This is a genomic window from Streptomyces sp. ITFR-16 (assembly GCF_031844705.1).
In the GTDB taxonomy this organism is placed as follows: Bacteria; Actinomycetota; Actinomycetes; order Streptomycetales; family Streptomycetaceae; genus Streptomyces.
The window spans coordinates 2,416,126-2,439,224 of sequence record NZ_CP134609.1; the positions used below are offsets into that span (position 1 = coordinate 2,416,126).

At 70.9% G+C, this 23,099-nt stretch carries 12 protein-coding genes and 1 pseudogene; 7 read left to right on the top strand and 6 right to left on the bottom strand.

Annotated features, from left to right (window positions below; all coding sequences use genetic code 11):
* Positions 1–83 precede the first annotated feature (83 nt).
* The 3 genes from RLT58_RS10585 to RLT58_RS10595 all read right to left on the bottom strand — a co-directional run bounded on the left by RLT58_RS10585 (position 84) and on the right by RLT58_RS10595 (position 3,633).
* The gene (locus RLT58_RS10585) at positions 84–851 is read right to left on the bottom strand and encodes an enoyl-CoA hydratase/isomerase family protein (RefSeq protein ID WP_311310142.1); all 768 of its coding nucleotides are present in this window, start codon (positions 849–851) and stop codon (positions 84–86) included.
* 118 nt (positions 852–969) lie between these two features.
* Positions 970–2,223: a L,D-transpeptidase gene (locus RLT58_RS10590; RefSeq protein ID WP_311310143.1), complete on the bottom strand. Its 1,254-nt coding sequence runs from the start codon at positions 2,221–2,223 to the stop codon at positions 970–972.
* A gap of 177 nt (positions 2,224–2,400) precedes the next feature.
* Positions 2,401–3,633 (bottom strand): L,D-transpeptidase, encoded by a 1,233-nt coding sequence (locus RLT58_RS10595; RefSeq protein WP_399131282.1) that lies wholly within the window; start codon positions 3,631–3,633, stop codon positions 2,401–2,403.
* 153 nt (positions 3,634–3,786) lie between these two features.
* Between RLT58_RS10595 and glgX the strand changes: the two genes are divergently transcribed.
* Positions 3,787–6,030, top strand: coding sequence for a glycogen debranching protein GlgX (gene glgX, locus RLT58_RS10600; RefSeq protein WP_311310145.1), 2,244 nt, complete (start codon positions 3,787–3,789; stop codon positions 6,028–6,030).
* Positions 6,031–6,039: 9 nt separating this feature from the next.
* Here glgX and RLT58_RS10605 read toward each other — a convergent pair.
* Positions 6,040–6,381: pseudogene (locus tag RLT58_RS10605) on the bottom strand (LuxR C-terminal-related transcriptional regulator); the annotation flags it as partial.
* 115 nt (positions 6,382–6,496) lie between these two features.
* Between RLT58_RS10605 and RLT58_RS10610 the strand changes: the two are divergent.
* The 3 genes from RLT58_RS10610 (at position 6,497) to RLT58_RS10620 (ending at position 12,696) form a co-directional block, all read left to right on the top strand.
* Complete coding sequence (locus tag RLT58_RS10610) at positions 6,497–8,350, top strand: ABC transporter ATP-binding protein (protein WP_311310146.1); 1,854 nt, start codon at positions 6,497–6,499, stop codon at positions 8,348–8,350.
* On the top strand, positions 8,347–10,263 hold the full coding sequence (locus RLT58_RS10615) for an ABC transporter ATP-binding protein (protein WP_311310147.1): 1,917 nt from the start codon (positions 8,347–8,349) through the stop codon (positions 10,261–10,263). Before RLT58_RS10610 ends, RLT58_RS10615 begins: the two co-directional genes overlap by 4 nt.
* A gap of 396 nt (positions 10,264–10,659) precedes the next feature.
* Positions 10,660–12,696, top strand: a complete 2,037-nt coding sequence (locus RLT58_RS10620) for a M4 family metallopeptidase (protein ID WP_311310148.1) — start codon at positions 10,660–10,662, stop codon at positions 12,694–12,696.
* A gap of 132 nt (positions 12,697–12,828) precedes the next feature.
* Here the strand turns inward: RLT58_RS10620 and RLT58_RS10625 are convergent, their stop codons facing one another.
* On the bottom strand, positions 12,829–14,046 hold the full coding sequence (locus tag RLT58_RS10625; protein ID WP_311310149.1) for an alginate lyase family protein: 1,218 nt from the start codon (positions 14,044–14,046) through the stop codon (positions 12,829–12,831).
* A gap of 283 nt (positions 14,047–14,329) precedes the next feature.
* Entirely contained in the window at positions 14,330–16,933 is a 2,604-nt protein-coding gene (gene glgP, locus RLT58_RS10630) for an alpha-glucan family phosphorylase (protein ID WP_311310150.1), read from the bottom strand.
* A 729-nt stretch (positions 16,934–17,662) separates the two neighbouring features.
* On the opposite strand from glgP, the gene RLT58_RS10635 reads away from it, so the two are divergent.
* The 3 genes from RLT58_RS10635 (at position 17,663) to RLT58_RS10645 (ending at position 23,029) form a co-directional block, all read left to right on the top strand.
* Positions 17,663–19,690 (top strand): alpha-1,4-glucan--maltose-1-phosphate maltosyltransferase, encoded by a 2,028-nt coding sequence (locus RLT58_RS10635; protein WP_311310151.1) that lies wholly within the window; start codon positions 17,663–17,665, stop codon positions 19,688–19,690.
* Entirely contained in the window at positions 19,687–21,393 is a 1,707-nt protein-coding gene (gene treS, locus RLT58_RS10640) for a maltose alpha-D-glucosyltransferase (RefSeq protein WP_311310152.1), read from the top strand. Before RLT58_RS10635 ends, treS begins: the two co-directional genes overlap by 4 nt.
* Positions 21,394–21,631: 238 nt before the next feature.
* Positions 21,632–23,029 (top strand): maltokinase N-terminal cap-like domain-containing protein, encoded by a 1,398-nt coding sequence (locus tag RLT58_RS10645; protein WP_311310153.1) that lies wholly within the window; start codon positions 21,632–21,634, stop codon positions 23,027–23,029.
* Positions 23,030–23,099 lie beyond the last annotated feature (70 nt).

Genomic DNA, 23,099 nt, shown 5'->3' on the forward strand with positions numbered 1-23,099 from the left:
CTGGGCCTTAAGGTTGCCTTAAGGCCCAGCTAATCCGCCCGCATGGATGAACGGGCCTTGATCCGTTCCCAACTGGCGTTCGGTCAGAGGAATTTGGCCTTGCCCGGTCCCTCTTCCACAAAGCTGCGCATTCCGCGCTCGCGGTCCTCCGTGGCGAACAGCCCGGCGAACCAGGTCCGCTCGATCGTGAGACCCGTGTCGAGGTCCGTCTCCAGCCCGGCGTCCACGGCCTCCTTGGCGGCGCGCAGCGCGAGCGCCGGGCCCTTCGCCAGCGCGGCGGCCCAGGCGCGCGCCTGCTCGTACACCTCGGCGGCGGGCACCACCCGGTCCACCAGCCCCATGGACAGCGCCTCCTCGGCCTTCACATGGCGGCCGGTGAAGATGAGGTCCTTGGCCTTGGCGGGGCCCACCAGCCGGGCGAGCCGCTGAGTGCCGCCCGCGCCCGGGATGAGGCCGAGCATGATCTCGGGCTGGCCCAGCTTGGCGTTGTCGCCGGCGATCCGGAAGTCGGCACAGAGGGCCAGCTCGCAGCCGCCGCCGAGCGCGTAGCCGGTGACGGCGGCGACGACGGGCTTGGGGATCCTGGCCACCGCGGTGAAGGAGTCCTGGAGCGCCTTGGACCGCACGACCATCGCCGCGTGGTCCATCGCCTGCATCTCCTTGATGTCCGCGCCGGCCGCGAACACCTTCTCGCCGCCGTAGAGCACCACGGCACGCACGTCGTCACGCCCGGACGCCTCTTCGGCGAGCTCGCGCAGCCGGTCCTGGGTCGCGACGTCCAGGGCGTTCATCGGCGGGCGCGCCAGCCGGATCGTGCCGACGCCGCCGCTTACTTCGAGGGTTACGGTCATGCGAGGCAGGTTAACCGGCGCTCACACGACGGGGCCCGGTGCCGTTGGTCACAGCACCGGGCCCCTCTGCCCGTACCGAGGTTCGTACCGGCTCCGTACCGGCTTCGTACGGCAGGTCCTACTTGGTCCACTCCGACCAGGACATGTTCCAGCCGTTGAGGCCGTTGTCCGGCTGGATCGTCTTGTCGTGGGAGTTCTTCACGATCACGACGTCACCGATGAGCGAGCTGTTGAAGAACCAGGCCGCCGGAGTGCCCGAGTCGCCGCCGCCGCGCACGTCGCGCATGCCGACGCAGCCGTGGCTGGTGTTGGTGGTCCCGAAGATGCCGGAGCCGCCCCAGTAGTTGCCGTGGATGAAGGTGCCCGACGTGGACAGCCGCATCGCGTGCGGGACGTCCTTGATGTCGTACTCACCGCCGAAGCCGACGGTGTCCCCGTTCATCCGGGTCACCCGCAGCTTCTCGCTGATGACCATCTGGCCGTTGTAGGTGGTGGTGGCCGGGGCGCCCGCCGAGATCGGTATGTCCTTGATCTGCTTGCCGTCGCGGACGACCTTCATCCGGTGCGACTTCGCGTCGACGGTGCTGACCTGGCGCCGGCCTATGGTGAAGGACACCGTCTTGGCCTGCTTGCCGTAGACGCCGGGGCGTCCCTCGACACCGTCCAGGTTGAGCTTCACGGTCACCTTGGTGCCCGCGGCCCAGTAGTTCTCGGGGCGGAAGTCCAGCCGGTCGTTGCCGAACCAGTGGCCCTCGACCGGGACGGCGGGCTCGGCCGTCACCTTGATGGCCTTCTCCACGGCCTCGGGGTCGGTGATGCCCCGGGTGAAGTGGATGGAGACGGGCATGCCGACGCCGACGGTCGAGCCGTCCTCCGGCGTGTACTGGCCGATGAAGGTGTTCTTCGGGACCAGCGTGGTGAAGGTGGTGTCCTTGGCGGACTCACGTCCGTTCGCGTCCTTGGCGACCGCGTGGACCTTGTACTTGGTGGCCGAGGCCAGATGCTGGTCCGGCTCCCAGCTCGTGCCGTCCGCCGCGATCTCCCCCTCGACCTCGGCCCCCTTGGGGTCCGAGACCTTGACCGTGGAGAGCTTCCCGCGCTCCGCCGAGATCTTCAGCGCCCCGCTCGTGGCGACCGAGTCGGACCCGTCCTTGGGCGCGACGTTCACCACCGCCTGCGAGGCGCTGGTGTCCTCCGCCCTGGCTCCCCCGGCCTTGCCGTCCTTGTTCCCGCCGTCGGTGTCTCCCCCGCCGCATGCCGTCACCAGCATCAGCAGCGCACCCAACGCCAGGGCCGGCAGACCCGTGGCCGCACGGCCACGCCGCCTGCCGCCCGCCCCGGCCGATGCCCCCGATATCGGCTGCCCGTTCAATGTGGTCGTCTCCCCTCACACGGCCTGGTCCCGCCAAGGCCCTGGGAGCCTGCAGGCTCCTACCCCCGCGCGCTGCACATGCGCGCTCAGCAAAAAGATAATCACACCGACTGCGGGCAGATCTCCTCACGAATGTCACCGTTCAGTCCCAAGTCGTCCCAGGACCGCGGCGGGCGCTCAGCGAAGGGCCGAGCCCGCCTTCCACTGGCTCCAGTTCAGGTTCCAGCCGCTCAGTCCGTTGTCCGGGGCGACCCGCTTGTCCTCGGAGTTGACGACCTCCACCACGTCCCCGATCAGCGTCCGGTCGAAGAACCAGCCGGCCGGGGTGGCGCCGCTGCCGCCCTGTACGTCGCGCAGCCCGATGCAGCCGTGGCTGACGTTCTGCGAGCCGAAGACGGACTCGTCGGACCAGTAGTTGCCGTGCAGGAAGGTCCCGGACTTGGTCAGCCGGATCGCGTGCGGGACGTCCTTGATGTCGTACTCGCCGCCGAAGCCGACCGTCCGGCCGTCCATCCGCGTCACGTCGTGCATCTCGCTGACGACCATCCTCCCGTTGTACGTGGTCGTCGTCGGGGACCCCGCGGTGATCGGGACCGTGGAGACCAGCCGGCCGTCCTGACGCACCTCCATCGTGTGCGCGGCCGCGTCCACCCGGGACACCTGCTCCCGGCCCACGGTGAACCTGACGGTCTTGCGCTGGCTGCCGTACACCCCCTCCGCGCCCTCGACATCGCGCAGCCCGACCTCGACGGTGACCTCGGTGCCCGGCGCCCAGTAGGCGGCCGGGCGGAAGTCCAGCCGGTCCTTGCCGAACCAGTGGCCCGCCACCTCGACCGCCGGGTCGGAGGTGATCCGGATGGCGCGCTCCACCGCCGCCCGACGGGTCACCGGGCGGTTGAACTCGAAGGAGACGATCATGCCGGTGCCGACGGTCGAGCGGTTCTCCGGCTTGAAGTAGCCGATGAAGCGGTGCTCGGGGACCGCCGTGGTGAAGGTGGTGTGCCGGGCCGATCGGTGCCCGGATCCGTCCACGGCCACCGCGTCGACGCTGTACTTGGCGGCGAGCCCGAGCCGGCCCGCCTCGCCCTGCGGGCTCCAGGAGCGGCCGTCCTTCGCGATCAGGCCCCGCACCTCCTGCTTCTGCGCGTCCTCGATCCGGGTCACCCGGACGCTCTCCAGCCGCCCGTCGGGGACCCGCACCTCCACCCGGTCGTCCGCCCCGACGTCGTCGGCGCCGTCCCGCGGGGTGACCCGGATCGCCTCCTGCGGCGACCTCGGCTTCCCGCCGATGATCGAATCCGTACCCGAGCAGCCGGTCAGAACAGCCAGTACGGCCAGGACCGCGAGCAGTCCCGACCGGGCCGGCACGGTGGCTCCGCTCGCCCCTGTCTTCTTCGCAACGTGATTCACGTTCCCCCCAACGACGGGGCGGGCCGGGGGAAACGTGAGTGCGGGCCCCGTCGTGGGCAGAACAGAGGGGACGACCACACTCGGGGAGCCGCGGCCGGGACGCCGCGCGCCCCCCTTTCGGTGCCGGTCCCACGAGCCGCGGGAGGCGAGCAGGTGTCGAGCGCAGCCGAGCAGGAGACAGTGCCGAAGACGGATACGACACCGGCCGGGACGGAGGCGGAGCGGCTCGCCGCCGGCCCCGGGCAGCGCCGGCCCGTCGTCTGGCCCGGGGCGCCGATGCCGCTCGGCGCCCGCTTCAGAGTGGGCCCGGACGGGGTCGCGGGCACCAACTTCGCGCTCTGGGCGGGCGGGGCGGAGGCCGTCGACCTCTGCCTCTTCGACGAGGACGGCACCGAGACCCGCCTCCCGCTGACCGAGCTGACCCATGAGATCTGGCACGGCTTCGTCCCCGGGGTGCGGCCCGGCCGGCGCTACGGCTACCGGGTGCACGGCCGCTGGGACCCGTGGACGGGCGCCCGGTGGAACGCGGCGAAGCTGCTGCTCGATCCGTACGCCCGGGCCGTCGACGGCGATTTCACCCTTCCGGCCGAGGTGTACGGCCATGTGAGGGACTGGCCCCAGCAGCAGGTCGCCGACACCGTCCGCGACGAACGGGACTCCGCTCCGTACGTGCCCAAGGGGGTCGTCGTCCACGACGACGACGACTGGGCCGAGGACCGGCGGCCCAAGACGCCGTGGGCCGACTCCGTCATCTACGAACTGCATGTGCGCGGCTTCACCAAGCGCCACCCCGGCATCCCCGAGGAGCTGCGGGGCACGTACGCCGGGCTCGCCCACCCGGCGGCGATCGCGCATCTCAAGCACCTCGGGGTGACGGCGGTGGAGCTGCTGCCGGTGCACCAGTTCGCCCACGAGGACCATCTGCTGCGGCGTGGGCTGCGCAACTACTGGGGCTACAACTCCATCGGCTACTTCGCCCCGCACGCCGGGTACTCCGCGAGCGGCACGGCGGGCCAGCAGGTCGGCGAGTTCAAGCGGATGGTCCGGGCACTGCACGACGCCGGGATCGAGGTGATCCTCGACGTCGTCTACAACCACACGGCGGAGGCGGGCGAGCTGGGCCCGATGCTCTCACTGCGCGGCATCGACAACCGCGGCTACTACCGGCTCCAGTCCGACGCCCGCCGGTACGCCGACTACACGGGCTGCGGCAACACCCTGCACGTGGTCCAGCCCCAGGTGCTGCGGCTGATCACCGACTCGCTGCGCTACTGGGTGACCGAGATGGGCGTCGACGGCTTCCGCTTCGACCTGGCGGCGGCGCTCGCCCGCTCGATGCACGACGTGGACATGCTCTCGCCGTTCCTCGCGGTGATCGCCCAGGACCCGGTGCTGCGCCGGGTGAAGCTGATCGCGGAGCCGTGGGACGTCGGCAACGGCGGCTACCAGGTGGGCGCGTTCCCGCCGCTGTGGACCGAGTGGAACGACCGCTACCGCGACGCCGTGCGGGACTTCTGGCGCGGCGCCCTGCCCGACGTACGGGACCTCGGCTACCGGCTGACCGGATCGAGCGACCTGTACGCCTGGGGCGGGCGCCGCCCGTACGCCTCGGTCAACTTCGTCACCGCGCACGACGGCTTCACCCTGCGCGACCTGGTGAGCTACGAGCACAAGCACAACGAGGCCAACGAGGAGGGCAACCGGGACGGCACCTCGGACAACCGCTCCTGGAACTGCGGCGCCGAGGGCGAGAGCGACGACCCCGGGGTCAACGCGCTGCGCCGCCGCCAGCTGCGCAATCTGCTGACCACCCTGCTGCTGTCGACCGGGGTTCCGATGCTCGTCGCGGGCGACGAGATGGGCCGCACCCAGGGCGGCAACAACAACGCCTACTGCCAGGACAACGAGGTCAGCTGGCTGGACTGGTCGCTCCTGGAGCAGCCGCGGTGGCGGGCGCTGACCGAGCTGACGGCCCGGGTGCTGGAGCTGCGCCACCGCCATCCGGTGCTGCGCCGCCGGGCGTTCTTCTCCGGCCGGGCGCAGGCCCCGGACGGGCTGCGGGACCTGGCGTGGTTCACCCGGCAGGGGGCGGAGATGACGGAGGAGGACTGGTACGCGCCGGCGGCGACGGTCGGGCTCTACCTCTCCGGCCGCGACATCCCGGGCCGGGACGCGCGCGGCGAGCAGGTGACCGACGACAGCTTCCTTGCGGTGCTGCACGCCGGGGACCGCCCGGCGGCCTTCCTGCTGCCGGGACCGCCGTGGGCGCAGGGGTACGAACTGGTCCTGGACACCTCGCGGGAGGACCAGTCCGAGGCGCCGGGCACGGTCCACCGGGGCGGCGCCGAACTGACGGTCCCGGCGCGGTCGGTGCTGCTGCTGCGGGTACGGGAGTGAGCCCGGGGCTCAGCCGAGGATGCCCCGCTCGTACCCGACGGCGACGGCGGCCCGGTCCTTGGCGCCCAATTTGGCGAACATATGGGTGAGATGGGTCTTCACCGTGGCCTCGCTGATGAACAGCTCGGCGGCGATCTCCCGGTTCGATGTCCCCCTGGCGACGAGCGCCAGCACCTCGCGCTCGCGCGCGGACAGCGTCTCGTTGCCCGGTGCGGCGGGCGCACGGACGGCCGAGACGAGCCGGGAGGCGACGGCCGGTGACAGAACGGTCCGGCCCTCGGCGGCGGCGCGCACCGCGGTGAACAGCTCCTCGCGCGGCGCGTCCTTGAGCAGATGGCCGGTCGCGTGTGCGCCATCGCGCTCGAACCGGCATCAGCCGATCGGCTGATGGGGGGTTACGACTCCGGTGGCCGGCGGAGGAAAACCACGTGAGCGATGTCAGTGGTGAACCGTAGGCTCGCCCCTGATGCCCGAAAAACATGCAGAGCCCAAGGACCGGTCCGTCGCACGCTCCCTGCTGCGGCTGTGGCCGTATGTGAAGCCGGTACGGAACCGCCTGGCCGGCGCTGCCCTGGTCGCGGTGGTGGCCTCGTGTCTCGGTCTGGTGATCCCCCTCGTACTGAAGTGGATCGTGGACGGCCCGGTCGCCCGTCAGGACCCGGGCGGGGTCTGGCTCGGCGCGCTGTACCTGCTGCTCCTGGGGGTCGCGGAGGCGGGGCTGTTCGGGCTGCGGCGCTGGCTGGTGGCGCGTCCGCTGGCCGGTGTCGAGGCCTCGATGCGGGCCGATCTCTACCGCCATCTGCAACGGCTGCCGGCGGCCTTCCACGACCGCTGGCCGTCGGGCCAGCTGCTGTCGCGCGGGACGACGGACCTGATGCTGCTGCGGATGTTCCTGGCGTTCCCGCTGACCTTCCTGCTGGTCAACGCCACCACGATCCTGGTGGGTTTCGTGATCCTGCTGGTCCAGGAGTGGACGCTCGGCCTGATCCTGCTGGCCCCCGTCGTCCCGCTGGTGATCATCTGTTCCGTCTTCGAGACGAAGTACTCGGTGGTGGCGCGCAGGGCCCAGGACCAGGTCGGCGATCTGACGACGGTGGTCGAGGAGAGCGTGCTCGGCATCCGCATCGTCAAGGGCTTCGGCCGGCACCGCAGCCAGGCCCACGCCTTCCGCGCGCTGGCGCTGCGGCTGCGCGGCACGGAGCTGGGCAAGGGACGGCTGCTCGCGGCCATCTGGGCCCTCATCACGACGCTCCCCGAGCTGGCGATCGGGGCGGCACTGGTGCTCGGCACGGTCCAGGTCGCCGACGGCGGACTGTCGGCGGGCACCCTCGTCGCCTTCCTCTCGACGGCGCTGGCGCTGCGGTGGCCTGTCGAGTCGATCGGCTTCCTGCTGGCGATGAGCCAGGAGTCGGCGACCGCGACCGAGCGGTTCTTCGAGGTGATGGACGTGGCGGAGGAGACACAGGAGGCGGCGGTCCCGGGACCCGGCCCGAAGGGCGCGGACCCCGGCCCCGGCGGCATGGTCTTCGAGGGCGTCGAGTTCCGCTACCCGGACGCGGAGGAGGGCTCCCCGCCGGTCCTGGCCCGGATCGATCTGCGCATCCGGCCCGGCGAGACGATGGCCCTGGTCGGGGCCACGGGCTCCGGCAAGACCACGCTCACCTCGCTCGTACCCCGGCTGTACGACACCACGGCGGGCCGGATCACGCTGGACGGCGAGGACATCACCGCCATGCCGCGCGAACGGCTGCGGGAGCTGGTGTCGGTGGCTTTCGAGGACCCGACGCTCTTCTCGGCGAGCATCGGGGAGAACGTGCTGATGGGCGCGGACGGTGCGGGTGAGGAGGAGCTGCGCCGGGCGTTGTCGGTCGCCCAGGCCGACTTCGTCCACGACCTGCCGCGCGGGATCGACACCCAGGTCGGGGAGCAGGGGCTGAGTCTGTCGGGCGGTCAGCGCCAGCGCCTGGCACTGGCCAGGGCCGTCGTCGGGCGGCCTCGCTTCCTGGTGCTCGACGACCCGCTCTCCGCGCTGGACGTGCACACCGAGACGCTGGTCGAGGCGGCCCTGCGCCGCGTGCTGGAGGACACCACGGCGATCGTGGTCGCCCACCGGCCGTCCACCGTGATGCTGGCGGACCGGGTCGCCCTGCTGTCCGGGGGCCGGATCAGCGCGGTCGGCACCCATCACGAACTGCTGCGCGACAACGCCGAGTACGCCTGGCTGATGTCGGGCGCGGACCTCCCGGCCGACGGGGACCGCGCGGCGGACGACGGAGTCCTGGGCACGCACGCCCCGGTCGAGGAGGGCAGCACCCGATGACGAGCACCACGACCGGACGCCCGGCGGAACCGGGCGGCGGCGACCGGGACGAGCAGGGGGCCGGACCGGCCGCGGCAGCGGCGGACGGGGCCCCTTCCCCGGGCGCACCACAGGAGCCCGCGGGCGGGGCCTTCGACCGCGACGACCTGCCCGCTCCGCGCGGCGCCACGCGCGACCTGCTCGCCTCCCTGCTGCGGCCGATGCGCGCCCGGGTGACGGCCGCGGCGCTGTTCCTGCTGATCCAGCAGGCGGCGGTGCAGGCGGGGCCGTTGCTCGTGGCCTACGCCATCGACAGCGGGGTGCCCGCGTTCCGGGACGAGGACTACGGGCCGCTGATCGCCGTGGCCCTGGGCTACGCCCTCTGCTCGGCCGGCGCCGGCGCCATGCAGTACGCCTTCATCCGGACTTCCACCCGGGTCAACCAGGACGTGCTGCTCGATCTGCGCGGCCGGATCTTCCGCCACGCGCAGTCGCTCAGCGTGGACTTCCACGAGCGGTACACCTCCGGGCGGCTCATCTCACGCTCCACCACGGATGTGGAGTCGCTGCGGGAGCTGCTCAGCGAGGGCCTCCAGGAACTGATCGGGGTCGTCCTCTCCTTCGTCTCCATCTCGCTGATGCTCCTCTGGCTGGACCTCGGCACCGGAGCGGTCGCGGTGCTCTCCTTCGTACCGCTGTATCTGCTGGTACGGCTCTACCAGCGGCGGGCCGGAGTGATCTTCGCGGCCCGGTCGACGGCGATCGCGGCGGTCATCGTGAAGTTCGCGGAGACGATGAACGGGATCCGTCCCGTGCGGGCCTTCCGCCGCGAGCCCGTCAACGACGAGGCGTTCCGGGAGCTGAACGAGCGGCACCGGCGCACGAACGGCGACGCGATGCTGGAGAACGCGCGTTATGTCGTCGGGTCCCGGCTGGTCGCCAACACCGCCGTGGCCGGCATCGTGCTGTGGGGTGCCTACCGCGTCGCGTCCGGCAGCCTGGCGCTCGGGGTGCTGGCCGCGGTGGTCCTGTATCTGCGGCGGCTCTACGACCCCATCGACCGGCTGAGCATGTTCCTGAACTCCTATCAGTCGGCAGCGGCCTCCCTGCACAAGATCGCCGGGCTGCTGGCGCAGACGCCCACGGTGCCCGAGCCGCTGGAGCCCCGGGAGCTGCCCGCGCTGCGGGGCGGACACCGGGGCCGCGAGGTGGTCTTCGACTCGGTGGGCTTCGCCTACCGCACGGGCGGCGAGGTGCTGCCCCGCTTCGATCTGACGCTGCGCGCGGGCCGGACGGTCGCCGTGGTCGGTTCGACGGGCGCGGGCAAGTCGACGCTGGCCAAGCTGCTGGCCCGGTTCTACGACCCGAGCGAGGGCCGGATTCTGCTGGACGGCGTCGACCTGCGTGATCTGGCCACCCCCGAGCTGCGGCGCGGGGTCGTCATGGTGACGCAGGAGGCGTTCCTGTTCTCGGGCACGGTCGCGGAGAACATCGCGATCGGCCGCCCGGACGCGAGCCGCGAGGAGATCGAACAGGCGGCCAGGGCGATCGGCGCACACGACTTCATCGCCGGTCTGCCCGAGGGGTACGACACGGACGTGCGCAAGCGGGGCGGCCGGATCTCGGCCGGCCAGCGCCAACTGGTCGCGTTCGCCAGGGCCCTGCTCGCCGATCCGGCGGTCCTGATCCTGGACGAGGCGACGAGTTCGCTGGACATCCCGGGCGAGCGGGCGGTGCAGCGGGCGATGGACACCGTGCTGCACGGCCGCACGGCGGTGGTGATCGCCCACCGGCTGTCGACCGTGGAGATCGCGGACCGGGTCCTGGTGATGGAGCACGGCCGCATCGTGGAGGACGGCGCCCCGGCCGACCTGATCGGCGGCACCGGCCGGTTCGCCGGTCTGCACCGCGCCTGGCGCGAGAGCCTGGCCTGACACCGCGGCGGACGGACCCGGCTCACGGGCCCGTCCGCCGCGCCCTCCGCACCCCACCGAATGGCGCGGAACGAGCCACAGTTCACCTCCGTCTCGCCAGGTGGTCACTCTCCGGTTCTTCACACTCTTTTCGAACACGGTGACTTCGTACTCACCCTGCACGTCCTCTGCACATTCGGCCTTCAAAGGGTCTCAACGGCGTCGCGGTGAAGATCGGCGAAACGTCCGCTTAACGAACATGACCATTCCGGCAACGGACGAATTCCGGCCAACTTGTTGACGCGGTCCTGACAGAGGCCGCTCTCTGCTGACACTCTTCACCCCGTTCTGCGCACTGCTTGCTCTGCCCGGACGGCTCACCCAGCCGCCGGTACCCCCCTCGCAGAAGGAGTCCGCGTGAGATCCACGCACAGCCGTCGTACCACCGCGACCGGCGCTCTGATAACCGCAGCAGCACTCCTCGCCGTAGGAGTCCAGACCGGGACGGCCACGGCCACCCCCGGTGCCGGCACGGCCAAGGCCGCCGCCGCCTCCTCCAAGGAGAACCCGGGCGCACTGCCCAAGCAGCTCTCGCCGTCGCAGCGTGCCGAGCTGATCCGCCAGGCGTCCGCGGGTACCGCGGCCACCGCCAAGGAGCTCGGTCTCGGCTCCCAGGAGAAGCTCGTCGTCCGGGATGTCATCCAGGACAACGACGGCACTACGCACACGCGTTACGAGCGCACCTTCAGCGGGCTTCCGGTACTCGGCGGCGACCTGGTCGTCCAGGAGTCGAAGGCCGGCACGACCCAGAGCGTCATCAAGGCGTCGAAGGCCACCACCGCGCAGCTGAAGGCCGTCGACACGGCCGCGGACGTCGCTCCGGCGGTGGCCACGAAGCAGGCGCTCGGTGCGGCCAAGGCGGCGGGCTCGGACAAGGCCGTGGCCGACAAGGCGCCCCGCAAGGTCGTCTGGATGGCCTCCGGCAAGCCGCAGCTCGCCTACGAGACCGTGGTCGGCGGGCTCCAGGAGGACGGCACCCCGAACGCCCTGCACGTGGTCACGGACGCCACCACCGGCGCCAAGCTCTTCGAGTGGCAGGCCATCGAGAACGGCGTCGGCAACACCGAGTACAGCGGCCAGGTCACCCTGGGCACCGCTCCCTCGTACACGCTGACCGACACCGGCCGCGGCAACCACAAGACGTACAACCTGAACCACGGCACCTCCGGGACGGGCACCCTGTTCTCCGGCTCCGACGACGTCTGGGGCGACGGGACCCCCCAGAACGCGGAGACCGCGGCGGCCGACGCCCACTACGGTGCGGCCGAGACCTGGGACTACTACAAGAACGTGCACGGCCGGACCGGCATCCGGGGCGACGGCGTCGGCGCGTACTCCCGCGTCCACTACGGCAACAACTACGTCAACGCCTTCTGGGACGACAGCTGCTTCTGCATGACGTACGGTGACGGCAGCGGCAACGCCAACCCGCTGACCTCGCTGGACGTCGCGGCCCACGAGATGAGCCACGGTGTCACCTCCAACACCGCCGGCCTGGTCTACAGCGGTGAGTCCGGCGGCCTCAACGAGGCGACCAGCGACATCTTCGCCACCGCCGTGGAGTTCTACGCGAACAACGCCACCGACAAGGGCGACTACCTCATCGGTGAGAAGATCGACATCAACGGCGACGGCACCCCGCTGCGCTACCAGGACAAGCCGAGCCGTGACGGCGCGTCCAAGGACGCCTGGTACTCGGGCATCGGCAACGTCGACGTGCACTACTCGTCGGGTCCGGCCAACCACTTCTTCTACCTCCTCTCGGAGGGCAGCGGCGCCAAGACCATCAACGGCGTCAACTACGACTCCCCGACCTCCGACGGCCTGCCGGTGACCGGCATCGGCCGCGACAAGGCCGAGAAGATCTGGTTCAAGGCGCTCACCACGAAGTTCAACTCCACCACGAACTACGCGGGCGCCCGCACGGGCACCCTCGCGGCGGCCGGTGAGCTGTACGGCACCACGAGCGCCGAGTACAAGGCCGTGGCCGACGCCTGGGCCGGCATCAACGTCGGCTCGCGCCCCGGCGGCGGCACCGACCCCGGTGGCACGGTCTTCGAGAACACCACCGCCGTGGCCATTCCGGACCGCGGTGCGGCCGTCACCAGCTCGGTCAACGTCACCGGCCGTACGGGCAACGCGCCCAGCGCCCTCAAGGTCGGCGTGGACATCACCCACACCTACCGCGGTGACCTGGTCATCGACCTGGTCGCGCCGAACGGCACGACCTACCGGCTGAAGAACTCCTCCAGCAGCGACTCCGCGGACAACGTCCAGACGACGTACACCGTCAACGCCTCGGCGGTGGCGGCCAACGGGACCTGGAAGCTCAAGGTCCAGGACGTCTACGCGGGCGACACCGGCCGGATCAACAGCTTCAAGCTGACCTTCTGATCCGGTCCCGCGGCACCACCCCCCACCGCATGAAGCGCCGCTGACGCGGCGTCCCGCCCGGGAGGAGACCACTCCTCCCGGGCGGCTGTGCGTCCGGGCCCGGGCCGGGTTGGCTCCGGGCCCGGTTCGGCGTCAGTTCGGGTTGTTCGCGTGGGTCAGCGTCTCCCAGGCGACGAACAGGTTGTTGGACCCGGCGGGCCGCTGCCGCTCGGTCAGGGTCTGGGTGTTGGTCATCGCGATGCCCATCCGGTTGTGCAGCGCGTTGAACCCGACCTCGGTGACGGGCCCCAGGCTGTCCTTGAGGCTCCCGCCGCACAGCGAGGACGGAACGGGGTTGCCGACCTGGTACTTGGAGTGCAGCCCGAGCGCCTGGCGCAGCCGCTCGGCGATCTCCGGATAGAGGTCCTGCCCCTGGATCCGGCTGGTCTCGGCGATGTGCGAAACGGCCGAGATGCCGTATCCGGTGTGGGTCAGGTCGCGGCAGGTCTCCTGCGAGAGGCCGTCCATGAACGTGGACTGGCCCTGCCAGTAGTTGATGATCTTGTCGCGGGTGTCCAGCCCGCTGCCCGGCGCGGTCTTCGGCAGCGCACCGTCCGCGGTCACATAGATGTACGCGGGGACCCGCCCGCGGAACTTGGCGACGGCCTTGTCGTACGAGGTGCGGTCCTCCAGGAAGACCGCGATGCCGATCGCGGCCTCGGTCATGCTCAGTTCCCAGTTGCCGTTGCTGTTCGAGCCGTTGATGACCTTGGGCAGATAGACGTCGCGCAGCATGGTGGCGAAGCGGCCGGAGTTCGGCCAGCCGCTGTACGTGTACTTGATGATCTCGGCGGCCCGCGGCCAGGAGGAGCCCGCCCAGCCGGTCTGCAGCGGGGCGTTGCTGTTGGTGTGGTCCCGGATCACGGCCGACCAGGCGTCCATGATCTCGATGGCCTTCTGCGCGTAGCGGCTGTCCTGGGTGAGGTACCAGGCCAGCGAGAGCGTGTACGCGGCGATCGCGTCCTCGCGCTCGTCGGTGCAGCCGTAGTTGGGGTTCGAGTACGAGCCGCACTCCACGACCGCGCGCGGCTTGGCCGTCCTGCTGAGCGAGGCGTACTTGCTGCCCATCATCTGGTCGTAGGCGCTCTTCCAGGGCTGGGCGCCGGCCTGCACCCTGGAGCGGACGAAGTCGAGCTGGGGGCGGCTGACCAGCACGCCGGGGTGGGTGAAGGCCGCGGGTGCGGCGGCCTCGGCCGGGGCGGCGGCGGGTGCGGGTCTGCCGGCCGAGGCCGGGGCCATGAACAGGCCGGTGATCAGTGCCGCGAGGGCGGTGGCGAGGCCGAGGCCGCGCCCGATGGTTCCGGTGCGCATGTGGGGGTGCCTTCCGGTGCGGAGGAGGTCCGGCAACTCGGCTCAGGAGCACATGAGTTCACAGGTATGAACATTGAGCCGAGTTGTGAACCCTGCGATGAGTGAGGAACCTAAAGGCATCGCATGGACACGTCAAGGTGGTGTGTTCAGGACTTGTGCACGGACTTGTGCGCGGACTTGTGCACGGACATGTACGCGGCCGTGTGGCGGACGTATGGGCGGACCCTCCGGAACGCGAAGGCCCGGCACCCCGAGGGGTGCCGGGCCCGGTGGGCCGGGGGCGTCAGCGCATCAGCACGCCCGCGCCCTCGCCCGTCGTCTCCGTCGGCTGGGCGACCAGGCCCAGCTCCGCGCCGTTGGCCAGCAGCCGGTGCGCGGGCAGCACCCGCACGGTGTAGCCGTACGGACCGGTGCGGTCGAGCGCGAGCGGACCGTCGTACAGCCAGCGGCCCTCCAGGTCCTGACCGCCCGCCGGCTTCAGCGGGAAGACCTGGGCGTCCGAGATCGCGTCGGCCGAGTCCACCCGGCCGGCCACCGCCTGCACCTCCACGTCGTCGGGCTCCAGCGCCCCGAGCGTGATCCGGACCCGCAGCGCCAGCGTGGCGCCCAGCTCCGCCGAGCCGCCGGACCCGGTCGGCGTCACCGCCTCCACATGGTCGACGGCCACCCCCGGCCAGGCGGCCCTGACCCGGGACTTCCAGCCGGCCAGCTCCCTCGCCTTCGCCGCGTCCAGCGTGCGCCGGGCGACGGCGGCGGGGGTGTACAGCCGCTCCACGTACTCCCTGACCATCCGGTCGGCCAGCACCTTGGGACCCAGCGTGCCCAGCGTGCGGCGGACCATCTCGATCCAGCGCTCGGGGAGCCCCTCGCTCCCCCGGTCGTAGAACCGCGGGGCGACCCGGTCCTCGATCAGCTCGTAGAGCGCGTTCGCCTCCAGGTCGTCGCGCCGGTCCTCGTCCAGCGCGGAGCCGTCGGCCGTCGGGATGGCCCAGCCGAAGTCCGGCTCGAACCACTCGTCCCACCAGCCGTCGAGCACGGACAGGTTGAGGCAGCCGTTGAGCGCGGCCTTCATCCCGCTCGTACCGCACGCCTCCAGCGGGCGCAGCGGGTTGTTCAGCCAGACATCGCAGCCCGGGTAGAGCTTCTGGGCCATCGCCATCCCGTAGTCGGGCAGGAAGACGATGCGGTGGCGCACCCTGGGGTCGTCGGCGAACCTGACCAGCTCCTGGACCAGCCGCTTCCCGCTGTCGTCGGCCGGGTGCGCCTTGCCCGCCACCACGATCTGGATCGGCCGCTCGGGATGCAGCAACAGCCCCCGCAGCCGGTCGCGGTCGCGCAGCATCAGCGTCAGCCGCTTGTACGAGGGCACCCGGCGGGCGAAGCCGATGGTGAGCACGCCGGGGTCGAGCACCCCGTCGATCCAGCCGAGCTCGGCGGCCTCGGCGCCCCGGGTGCGCCAGGAGGCGTGCAGCCGCTCACGCACCTCGCTGACGAGCTGTTCGCGCAGGGTGCGGCGCAGCTCCCAGAGCTGCCGGTCGGGAATCTCCGCGGCGGAGTCCCAGCGGCCCGGGGCGGGCCCGGACCCGGCCCGCAGCCGGTAGACCTCGGGGGCGACCCAGGTGGGTGCGTGGACCCCGTTGGTCACGGAGGTGATCGGCACCTCAGGGGCGTCGAATCCCGGCCACAGGCCGGCGAACATCTCCCGGCTGACCGCGCCGTGCAGCGTGGAGACCCCGTTGGCCCGCTGGGCGAGCCGGAGCCCCATCACCGCCATGTTGAAGACACCGGGATCGCCGCCCTCGTACGTCTCCCTGCCGAGCTGGAGGACGCGGTCGGCGGGGACGCCCGGCAGTTCGCCGTCGTCGCCGAAGTGACGGGCGACCAGCTCGCGGTCGAAGCGGTCGATCCCGGCCGGGACCGGGGTGTGGGTGGTGAAGACGGTGCCGGAGCGGACGGACTCCACCGCGGAGTCGAAGTCCAGGCCGGCGTCGGAGAGCTCCCGGATGCGTTCGAGGCCGAGGAAGCCGGCGTGCCCCTCGTTGGTGTGGAAGACCTCGGGGGCGGGGTGGCCGGTGAGCCGGCAGTAGGTCCGCACGGCGCGCACCCCGCCGATGCCCAGCAGTATTTCCTGGAGCAGCCGGTGTTCGCTGCCGCCGCCGTAGAGCCGGTCGGTGACCTCGCGTTCGCCCGGGGCGTTGTCCTCGACGTCGGAGTCGAGCATGAGGAGCGGCACCCGGCCCACATGGGCCTGCCAGATCTGGGCGTGCAGCGTCCGGCCGCCGGGCAGGGACAGCACCACCTGGCTCGGGGTGCCGTCGGCCTCCCGCACCAGGGTGAGCGGGAGTTCGTTGGGGTCGAGGACGGGATAGCGCTCCTGCTGCCAGCCGTCCCGGGACAGGCTCTGGCGGAAGTAGCCGTGCCGGTAGAGCAGGCCGACGCCGATGAGCGGGACGCCCAGGTCGCTGGCGGCCTTGAGGTGGTCACCGGCGAGGATGCCGAGCCCGCCGGAGTACTGCGGGAGGGCGGCGGTCACCCCGAATTCGGGTGAGAAGTAGGCGATGGCTGCGGGCAGTGAGCCGGTCTCGGCCTGGTGTTCCTGGTACCACCGGGGGCCCTCCAGATACTCCCGGAGGTCGGCGGACACCTCGCCGAGACGGTGCAGGAACGCTTCGTCCCCGGCCAGCTCGGCGAGCCGGCCGGCGGACACGGCACCGAGCAGGCGTACGGGGTCGCACTCCGCCGTCCGGCCGGCCGCCGGGTCGACGGACCGGAAGAGCTCACGGGTCTCGGTGTGCCAGGACCAGCGCAGATTGTGCGCGAGGTCGCTGAGCGGTTGAAGGGAGTCGGGGAGGACGGGACGCACGGTGAATCGACGAATGGCCTTCACGTATTCCACCTTTACAGGGGACGTACGAATCCGAGGGGACGCACCACGGTGTGCGCCGCTCCGTCACCCTCGACGGTAGCGGTGCGCGCCCTCCGCCGGACACGGCGCACGGCCGCCCCGGGGTGTGCGACCCCCGCACTCCGGCCGCCCCCGCACTCCGGTCCCGGGGGCCTTCTGACGCACCATCCGCAGATCCAGACACATCCGTCACAGGGGTTATGGCCGATTCCCTCCCCTCACGCGGCCTTGTGGCCCTTCGTCCTACAGGGAAGGCTGCCCTGTGGCACCCGGCGCGCCCCGCGCGCACCGGCTCCCCGTCATCCCGCGTATGCGCGGAGAGCCCGGCGCATTGAGACCTTCACAGATACGCCCGAGTAGTTAACACACCACCGGATTGGCCTACCGAGAACCGTGGGAAGGCTTCTCCGGTACCCGGAACGCACGCATTCCGATGCCACCTGAGGGCACCCGGAAAGGGTGACCGCATGATTCATCCGCCGTTCACCGGCGATCGGCCCACGGTTCGTATGCAATCGGTTCCCACCCCGCACCCCATCCTTTCGAGTGCCATTCGAGTGAACGCGGACAGGAGCGGCCATGCCCCCACCCCACCAGTCATCCAAAGAGCGGCTAGAAAGGACGGAAACCCACCGTCGCGGCGCGCGCGTTCAGCCCTCCGCGCCCGTTGTGCGCCCTGTTGAGTCCGAGCTCCAGTCCCCAGGTGATTCCATGATCGGTCGCATTCCCGTCCTCGACGTCCGCCCGCTCGTCGATTGCGGAAGAAGGCCCGCCAAGGCCGTTGCCGGTGAGACCTTCCAGGTCACCGCGACGGTCTTCCGCGAGGGCCATGACGCGGTCGCGGCCAATGTCGTCCTGCGGGATCCGAACGGACGGCCGGGCCCGTGGACCCCGATGCGCGAGCTGGCTCCGGGCACCGACCGCTGGGGCGCGGACGTGACGCCGGGCGCGGAGGGCCGCTGGACGTACAAGGTCGAGGCCTGGAGCGATCCGGTGGCCACCTGGCGGCATGCGGCACAGATCAAGATCCCGGCGGGCATCGACACCGCGCTGGTCCTCGCCGAGGGCGCCGAGCTGTACGAACGGGCCGCAGGCGGTGTGCCGAAGCGGGACGGGCGCGAGGCGGTGCTGGCCGCGGTCGACGCCCTGCGCGACGAGTCCCGGCCCGCCTCCGCCCGGCTGGCCGCGGCGCTCACCCCCGAGGCGGACGCGGTGCTCGCCCGCCACCCCCTGCGTGAGCTGGTCACGGCGTCGCGCCCGCAGCCGCTCGTGGTCGAGCGCCGGCGCGCGCTCTACGGCTCCTGGTACGAGATGTTCCCCCGCTCCGAGGGCGCGAGGACCGAACCGGCGAAGCCGCCGCGCAAGGGCTCCAAGGCGGCCCCCGGCCCGGACCGGATCATCAGCGGCACCTTCCGTACGGCCGCCGAACGGCTCCCGGCGATCGCCGCCATGGGGTTCGACGTGGTCTATCTGCCGCCCGTCCACCCCATCGGCACGACCCACCGCAAGGGGCCCAACAACTCCCTGTCCCCCGCCCCGCACGACGTGGGCGTGCCCTGGGCGATCGGTTCGGCCGAGGGCGGGCACGACGCGGTCCACCCGGATCTCGGCACGCTGGAGGACTTCGGGCACTTCGTCGAGACGGCCCGCAATCTGCGCATGGAGATCGCGCTCGATTTCGCCCTCCAGTGCTCGCCCGACCACCCCTGGGTGGAGAAGCACCCCGAGTGGTTCCACCACCGCCCGGACGGCACCATCGCCTACGCGGAGAACCCGCCGAAGAAATACCAGGACATCTATCCGATCGCCTTCGACAAGGACATGGGCGGAATCGTCACGGAGTCCGTACGCATCCTGCGGTTCTGGATGGACCAGGGGGTGCGGATCTTCCGGGTCGACAATCCGCACACCAAGCCGGTGATCTTCTGGGAGAAGGTGATCGCCGAGATCAACCGCACCGATCCCGATGTGATCTTCCTGGCCGAGGCATTCACCCGTCCCGCGATGATGCGCACCCTCGCGAGCATCGGATTCCAGCAGTCGTACACGTACTTCACCTGGCGCAACAGCCGTCAGGAAATCACCGAGTACGTGACGGAACTGGCCGGTGAGACCGCCTCGTACATGAGGCCCAATTTCTTCGTGAACACCCCCGACATCCTTCCGGGATACCTCCAGGAGGGCGGCAGACCCGCCTTCGAGGCACGGGCGGTGCTCGCGGCGACCCTCTCCCCCACCTGGGGGGTGTACGCGGGGTACGAGCTGTGCGAGAACACCCCGGTCCGTCACGGCAGTGAGGAGTACCTCGACTCGGAGAAGTACGAGATCCGGCCCAGGGACTGGGACGCCGCCGAGCGGGAGGGCCGTTCACTGGCCCCGCTCATCACCACGCTCAACCGGATCAGGCGCCGCCACCCGGCGCTTCAGCAGCTGCGCGACGTGCACTTCCACTCGTCCGACAACGACGCCCTGATCGTCTACAGCAAGCGCTCCGGTTCGAACATCGTTCTGATGGTCGTCAACCTCGACCCGCACCACACCCAGGAGGCGACCGTCTCGTTGGACATGCCGCAACTCGGCCTCGACCGGCACGAGAGCGTGCCGGTGCGCGACGAGCTCACCGGCACTTCCTATCACTGGGGCAGGACCTTCTATGTGCGTCTGGAGCCGGGCGTCACGCCCGCGCACATCGCCGTCCTGCGACCGTCCCCGCCGACCGGAGGGTCACCCACACCATGATCGTCAATGAGCCCGTCCACGACACGTTCGAGGACACCCCGGCCAAGGACCGCGATCCCGACTGGTTCAAGCGTGCCGTCTTCTACGAAGTCCTCGTGCGGTCCTTCCAGGACTCCAACGGCGACGGCATCGGAGACCTGAAGGGCATCACCTCCAAACTGGACTACCTCCAGTGGCTGGGAGTCGACTGCCTCTGGCTGCCGCCGTTCTTCAAGTCACCGCTGCGCGACGGCGGTTACGACGTGTCCGACTACACCGCCGTGCTGCCGGAGTTCGGCGATCTCGCCGACTTCGTCGAGTTCGTCGACGCCGCGCACCAGCGCGGCATGCGCGTGATCATCGACTTCGTCATGAATCACACCAGCGATCAGCACGACTGGTTCCAGCAGTCCCGCACGGACCCCGACGGGCCGTACGGCGACTACTACGTCTGGGCCGACGACGACAAGCAGTTCCAGGACGCCCGGATCATCTTCGTCGACACCGAGACGTCCAACTGGACCTTCGACCCGGTGCGCAAGCAGTACTACTGGCACCGGTTCTTCTCGCACCAGCCCGACCTCAACTACGAGAACCCGGCGGTGCAGGAGGAGATCATCTCCGCGCTGCGCTTCTGGCTTGACCTGGGCATCGACGGCTTCCGCGTCGACGCCGTGCCCTACCTCTACCAGCGCGAGGGCACCAACTGCGAGAACCTCCCGGAGACCCACGGCTTCCTCAAGCGGGTCCGCAAGGAGATCGACGCCAACTACCCGGACACCGTGCTGCTGGCCGAGGCCAACCAGTGGCCGGAGGACGTCGTCGACTACTTCGGCGACTACCAGGCCGGCGGCGACGAGTGCCACATGGCGTTCCACTTCCCGGTGATGCCGCGGATCTTCATGGCGGTACGGCGCGAGAGCCGCTACCCGGTCTCGGAAATCCTGGCCAAGACCCCGGCCATCCCGAAGAACTGCCAGTGGGGCATCTTCCTGCGCAACCACGACGAGCTGACGCTCGAGATGGTCACGGACGAAGAGCGCGACTACATGTACGCGGAGTACGCCAAGGATCCGCGGATGCGGGCCAACATCGGCATCCGCCGCCGCCTCGCGCCACTGCTGGACAACGACCGCAACCAGATCGAGCTGTTCACCGCCCTGCTGCTGTCCCTGCCCGGGTCCCCGATCCTGTACTACGGGGACGAGATCGGGATGGGCGACAACATCTGGCTGGGCGACCGGGACGCCGTACGCACCCCGATGCAGTGGACGCCCGACCGCAACGCCGGCTTCTCCTCCAGCGATCCGGGGCGGCTCTACCTCCCCACGATCATGGATCCGGTCTACGGCTACCAGGTCACCAACGTCGAGGCGTCGATGGCCTCGCCGTCCTCGCTGCTGCACTGGACGCGGCGGATGATCGAGATCCGCAAGCAGAACCCGGCGTTCGGGCTCGGCTCCTACAACGAACTGCCCTCCTCCAACCCCGCCGTGCTCGCCTTCACCCGGGAGCACGGGGACGATCTCGTGCTGTGCGTCCACAACTTCTCGCGGTTCGCGCAGCCGACGGAACTCGATCTGAGATCCTTCAACGGGCGTCATCCGGTGGAGCTGATCGGCGGGGTGCGCTTCCCCGCCATCGGTCAGTGGCCCTACCTGCTGACTCTCGCCGGACACGGCTTCTACTGGTTCCGGCTGCGCAAGGACGCGCCGCCGAGCTGACCCCACGCCGGGCCACCGGCGCCACCGCGGGGCGGTTTCCGCCGCCCCGCACGGGGCACTCTCCCCCCATACCGGGTGTTCAGGAAGCTTCCTGGATCCTCCTGGCGTTTCGATCCCCACATGTCGAGTCCGTACGGATCATCCTGACCCGACACGTCCCGCACAGCCGGACAGCCAATGCCGCAATCCGGGACACTCTTCGCATCCTGTGGTGTGCCCGGGGAAAGGACGCGATGCCATGTCGGAGGCTGCATCCGCTCAGGTCACCCTGGCGAACAGCACAGCCCTGCTCCCGTCTCTCGGACCGCTGCTGCACGAATGGCTGCCCCGGCAGCGGTGGTTCGCGGGCAAGGGGCGGCCCATCACCGCCTTCTCGCTCGTCTCGGCGACCGAAATACTGCCGGTGGATCCCGCCGGCTCCGCCGACACCGGGCCCGGACTCCTGCATCTGCTGGTCCGGGTCCACCAGCCCACCATGCCCGCCCAGCCGCCCATCGACTGCTACCAGTTGCTGCTCGGCGTACGGCCCGCGCTGCCGCCCCCGCTCGCACCTGCCCTCATCGGCCGGGTGGCGGACGGGCCGCTGGCCGGACTGAGCGTCTACGAGGGGCTGCACGACCCGCGCCTGGCCACCCTGCTGCTGGAGCGGCTGCGCACCCCCGGCCGCCTCGGCGCCCTGCGCTTCGACCGGGGAACGGCCTCCGTCCCGGAGGGCCTGGCCCCCCGGGTCCTGGACACCGAGCAGTCCAACTCCTCGCTGGTGTACGGCAATGCGTACATCCTGAAGATCTTCCGCCGGGTGTTCCCGGGCACCAACCCCGATCTGGAGCTGCCGCTCGCGCTCTCCGGCGAGGGCTGCGGCCGGGTCCCCGCGCCCGTCGCCTGGTTCGAGGCCGCGACCCCGGAGCGGCTCACGCTGGGCGTGCTGCAGCCGTATCTGCGCGGTGCGCAGGACGGCTGGCAGCTCGCCCTGCGTGCGCTCGCCACCGGCCAGGACTTCACCGCCGAGGCGCACGCGCTGGGGCGGGCCACCGCCGAGGTGCACACCTCGCTCGCCGCCGCCCTGCCCACGCCGGCGCTGCGCGGTTCCCGGACCGACCAGCTGGCCTCGGCCATGGTGCAGCGGCTGGAGGCCGCCGCCCACGCGGTGCCGGAGCTGGTGCCGTACGTCCCCGGGCTGCGCGCCGCGTTCGACGCGGTGGCCGCGCTCGGCCGGCGGGGGCGCAGCTGGGCCACCCAGCGGGTGCACGGCGACCTCCATCTCGGCCAGACGCTGCGCGGGACCGACGGTTTCTGGTCACTGATCGACTTCGAGGGCGAGCCGGCCCGGCCGCTCCCGGAGCGCCGCAGCCCGCAGCCACCGGTCCGCGATGTCGCCGGGATGCTCCGCTCCTTCGACTACGCGGCCCGCTCGCACCGTCCGTGGAACGACGAGTGGGCGGCCCGCTGCCGGGACGCCTACTGCGAGGGCTACGCGCGCGCCGCGGGCGCCGACCCCCGCGACGAACCCGAGCTGCTGCGCGCCCACGAGACCGACAAGGCGGTGTACGAGGTGCTGTACGAGGCCCGGCACCGGCCCGACTGGCTCCCGGTCCCGATGGCCGCGATCCACCGTCTGGCATCGGTCGCCGACTGACCGCCCGCCGGCGCCCCCGCACCGCCCCGGCTCCGCCCGCCCGGCTCCATCCCCGCCCACACCTCCCGAG

Excerpts from the sequence above, each read along its gene's own strand:
- RLT58_RS10645 (WP_311310153.1), top strand. The coding sequence starts at position 21,632 with ATGTCGGAGGCTGCATCCGCTCAGGTCACCCTGGCGAACAGCACAGCC.
- RLT58_RS10610 (WP_311310146.1), top strand. The coding sequence starts at position 6,497 with ATGCCCGAAAAACATGCAGAGCCCAAGGACCGGTCCGTCGCACGCTCC.
- treS (WP_311310152.1), top strand. The coding sequence starts at position 19,687 with ATGATCGTCAATGAGCCCGTCCACGACACGTTCGAGGACACCCCGGCC.
- RLT58_RS10625 (WP_311310149.1), bottom strand. The coding sequence starts at position 14,046 with ATGCGCACCGGAACCATCGGGCGCGGCCTCGGCCTCGCCACCGCCCTC.
- RLT58_RS10635 (WP_311310151.1), top strand. The coding sequence starts at position 17,663 with ATGATCGGTCGCATTCCCGTCCTCGACGTCCGCCCGCTCGTCGATTGC.
- RLT58_RS10615 (WP_311310147.1), top strand. The coding sequence starts at position 8,347 with ATGACGAGCACCACGACCGGACGCCCGGCGGAACCGGGCGGCGGCGAC.
- RLT58_RS10585 (WP_311310142.1), bottom strand. The coding sequence starts at position 851 with ATGACCGTAACCCTCGAAGTAAGCGGCGGCGTCGGCACGATCCGGCTG.